This is a genomic window from Caulobacter sp. P1_B12_2 (genome assembly GCF_056406675.1).
Window position 1 is genome coordinate 1 of the sequence record NZ_JBFTZS010000757.1, and the last position, 1,174, is coordinate 1,174.

At 64.3% G+C, this 1,174-nt stretch carries 1 protein-coding gene; it reads right to left on the reverse strand.

Annotation, left to right across the window (positions count from 1 at the left end; all coding sequences use genetic code 11):
- Positions 1-18: 18 nt before the first annotated feature.
- A complete protein-coding gene (lptF, locus tag AC1DZ6_RS25530) occupies positions 19-1,155 on the reverse strand; it encodes an LPS export ABC transporter permease LptF (RefSeq protein ID WP_477099880.1) in 1,137 nt (378 codons plus the stop codon).
- Positions 1,156-1,174 lie beyond the last annotated feature (19 nt).

The following is a 1,174-nucleotide window of genomic DNA, read 5'->3' on the forward strand; positions in this document are numbered from 1 at the left end:
CGATCATGCCGACGCCGATCATTGAGCCCCCAACGGCTGGAGCTCGTCGTGGGTGCCGATGGCGATGTAGCGCTTGACCTTCTGGCGGAAGATTTGGCTCAGGCCCCACCAGATCGCCCCGAGTGGCACGGCGTACTGCAGCGGGTTGAGCCAGACGTCGTTGTCACAGGCGGCCTTCACGCCGAAGCCCAGGATCTGGATCATCGCCGCGGCGGCGCCGACGAGCGCRATCCGCTTGCCATACCCCATCCGGCTGAACGATCCGCCGATCACGGCCGCCAGGGCCAYGCACATCATGGCCAGGCTGTAGAGCGGGCTGGCCAGGCGCCAATGACCCTCCGACAGCAGCTTTTCACGATTTTGCTGCTCCCACTCCTGGGTGAGGTCGGGGAAGAACAGTTCGTGCGGGTAGCGATCGCCGATCTTGTAGTGGAGCAATTCGTCGCTCTGGAACAACGAGGACAGGTCGAAGGTGTACTCGTCCCACGACAGGTACTGCAGCACGCCGGAACGGGAGAACTCCTGGTTGGAGCCCTTGCGCAGGATCAGCACCGGCAAGCCCTTGCGTTCGGCGATGACGCCTTCGCGGGCGGTGTAGGTGATGGCGCCGCCGTTGGCCTTGTCCTGGTGGATGAAAAGGTTGTGGATGATCTGGTCCCGGTCGATCGTCTGGGCGTAGACCGTCAGTCCCGGACCGGGCTCGGTGAACTCGCCCGGACGCACCAGGGTCGAGGCCAGGTCCGACTTGATGTCGAAGAACGTCTCGCGAATCGCTCGCGAGCTCCACGGCGCCAACCAAAGGCTCATGACCAGCGACATCAGGGTCGCGAACAAGGCCAGCCGTATGGCCGGCGAGATCACGCGCCAGCGACTCATGCCGCCCGCGAAACAGACCACGATCTCCTGCTCGGTATGCAGCCGGTTCAGCGCCACCAGGGTGGCCACGAACAGGGCGATCGGCAGAATCATCGCCAGCAGTTGGGGCAAAGCCAGGGCGATGATCTTCAGGAACACCGTCGCGCTCTGGCGTTGCTCGATCAGGACATCGAACTCCGACAGGCTGCGCGCCAGCAGGGCAAGCGCCACCAGGGCCAACGTCGCCAGAAGCGTCGGGCCCAGAAGCTGGCGGAAAAGGTAGCGTTCGATCAGGCGCATCGACGTTGGGGCAGGGGAC